Here is a 2413-nt window from a genome sequence, read left to right as displayed (position 1 = left end):
CCTCAAATCCTGTAAATCCTGATTCAGACAAAATCATCTCCAAAATCCCCACAAACAATCATTAAACAACATCCTGAAAAATCCCAACTTCCCACAAACAATCATCCAACAACATCCTGTAAATCCTCAAATCCTGTAAATCCTGATTCAGACAAAATCATCTCCAAAATCCCCACAAACAATCATTAAACAACATCCTGAAAAATCCCAACTTCCCACAAACAATCATCCAACAACATCCTGTAAATCCTGAAATCCTGAAAATCCTGATTCAGACAATTTTACCCCTTGACAAAGTTCTCAGTTTCGACTATGCTTATGTTATAGGTGGAAAAGTATGCGCCCATATATATAAGGTTTCCACATCCAGTATTTATCCAAAAAGAATTACGCCTAACTGCGAGGCAAGAGAAAAGAAAAAAGAGCAGAGGGCAAAAGAGCAAGAGTATAAAGGGCTACTAAGTCCTCTCCGCACCACTACAAACAACCCGAAAACCGATATTGAAGTAGTAGCTATCGAGGTTGTAGCTACTGCGATAAGCAGAACGGCAAAAAACAGGAAGGTGGTCCCACGAACCACCGCGCATAAGCTTGCAAATACTTTGATTTATCAAAGCATTGCCATTTATAGGCGCGTCTATATAATTTTTCTGCCAATCATCTTCGCACCATTCCCACACATTACCGTGCATATCATACAAACCAAAAGCATTAGGGGGAAAAGTTCCTACATCTGTGGTTTGTTCTCGATATTGTCCTTTTGGTGCAGCAGTGTAGGCAAACTCACCATTATAGTTTACCAAATCTGGGGTAATACTTTCACCAAAATAAAAAGGTGTCGTTGTTCCTGCCCTACAAGCATACTCCCATTGTGCCTCACTGGGTAACTTATAGTTTTTACCTGTTTTTTGGCTTAACTTTTGACAAAATGCCACTGCATCATTCCAACTCACACATTCAACAGGAAGATTATTACCTTTGAAGCGAGCAGGGTCATCTCCCATGATAGCTTGATATTGTGCTTGAGTCAAAGGATATTTACCGATAAAGAAGCTGGGAACATTAACTTGATGTTGGGGACTTTCATAACGGAATCTTCCCTCGTCATTTTCCGGTGAACCCATGTAAAATGTCCCTGCGGGTATTTCCACCATTTCCAACATCACCCCATTTCCCAAATCTTCGACAAAGTAATTTGCTGAGTGGTTGCGTCGGTTGATAATGCTTCCTTTTGCGTTCGTTGTGACAACTTCAAAAGTGAAAGTTTTCAGGTTAGTTAAAAACCTCTCTCCAAACCTCTCTCCTACAAGGAGAGAGGCTTTAATCTCCCCATTGCCTTGTAGGGAAGGGGGGTTAGGGGGGTTAGGTTTTTCTGTTTGAATACCTAAAAACGTAAACCATTCTCTAATAGACTGAGGACGGTTTTGATAATCTAACTCCATTCCCTTGAGAATAGCATCATTTACCTTTTGACTAATTTGAGAATTGTATTTTTGCGGTGGTTCAATCGCCATTTTCATATCTAGCATAATCTTAGCATTCAGATAAGGACTAGGCAGAGGAATGAAAGGAGGTTCATGAACGGCGATAATTACATATAATGTGGCAGCTAAAGCATAAATATCTAAAGCCGGAGTGAAATTACTTCTATTTTCAAATTGTTCTGGTGGTGCAAAAACCGGAGTTTTGGCATTTGTTAAACTCATCAATTCCGCAAAATTGACTTCTCTAGCTAAACCAAAATCAATTAATATGGCTTTATTGTCAGATTCTCGCAGTAAAATATTCGCAGGTTTAATATCTCGGTGCAGATAATTACGACTATGAATATAACTTAAAGCCTCGCCAATTCCTTTAATAATTTCTAAACCCGCACTTTCACTAAAAACACCATTCGCGTATAAATATTGTTCTAAATTTTTGCCTTTGACATATTCCATCACCATACAAGATAAACCATTTTCTTGAAATAGTTCAGGATACACTTTGACAATGTGAGGATGATCAAAGGTAGCCAATACCATTGCTTCGGTGTTAAACTTGTCCTGTTCTTCTGCTAAAAATTCTCCAAAACCTTCTGTATTCCCATATTTATCTCGATAGCGTTGTTTCAAAAAGGAGACGTTGAGACTTTTGATAGCTACTTGTTTTTTGCGTCTATGATCTTGCGCTAAATAGGTAATACCAAATCCTCCCTGTCCTAGAGTATCAATAATTTCGTATTGTCCTCTTTTGAGTAGTTGCCCTGGGGTAAAATAAGCCATAATAAAATTTAATTTGTCTGAATCAGGATGTCCAGGATTTCAGGATAAAGAGGAAAATAATTATATTGGTGGTTGAAAAGCCTATATATATGGGCGCACACTTTTCCACTCATAACATAAATATAATACAAGCTTTGAGATGTCTCTTA

General features: G+C 38.2%; 1 protein-coding gene. It reads right to left on the bottom strand.

Translation table 11 applies throughout. The annotated features are described in order from the left end of the window. Positions 1-458: 458 nt before the first annotated feature. Positions 459-2264, bottom strand: a complete 1806-nt coding sequence (locus IQ228_RS24780) for a bifunctional serine/threonine-protein kinase/formylglycine-generating enzyme family protein (protein ID WP_193964804.1) — start codon at positions 2262-2264, stop codon at positions 459-461. Between the last annotated feature and the right edge of the window lie 149 nt (positions 2265-2413).

The organism is Dolichospermum sp. LEGE 00246, assembly GCF_015207865.1.
Taxonomy (GTDB): domain Bacteria; phylum Cyanobacteriota; class Cyanobacteriia; order Cyanobacteriales; family Nostocaceae; genus Dolichospermum; species Dolichospermum heterosporum.
Note: the sequence above shows the minus strand (reverse complement) of the source record. Positions and strands in the feature narration are given on the sequence as shown.

What these genes read in the sequence shown, in the direction of transcription:
- IQ228_RS24780 (WP_193964804.1), bottom strand. Translation starts at nt 2,264, where the DNA reads ATGGCTTATTTTACCCCAGGGCAACTACTCAAAAGAGGACAATACGAA.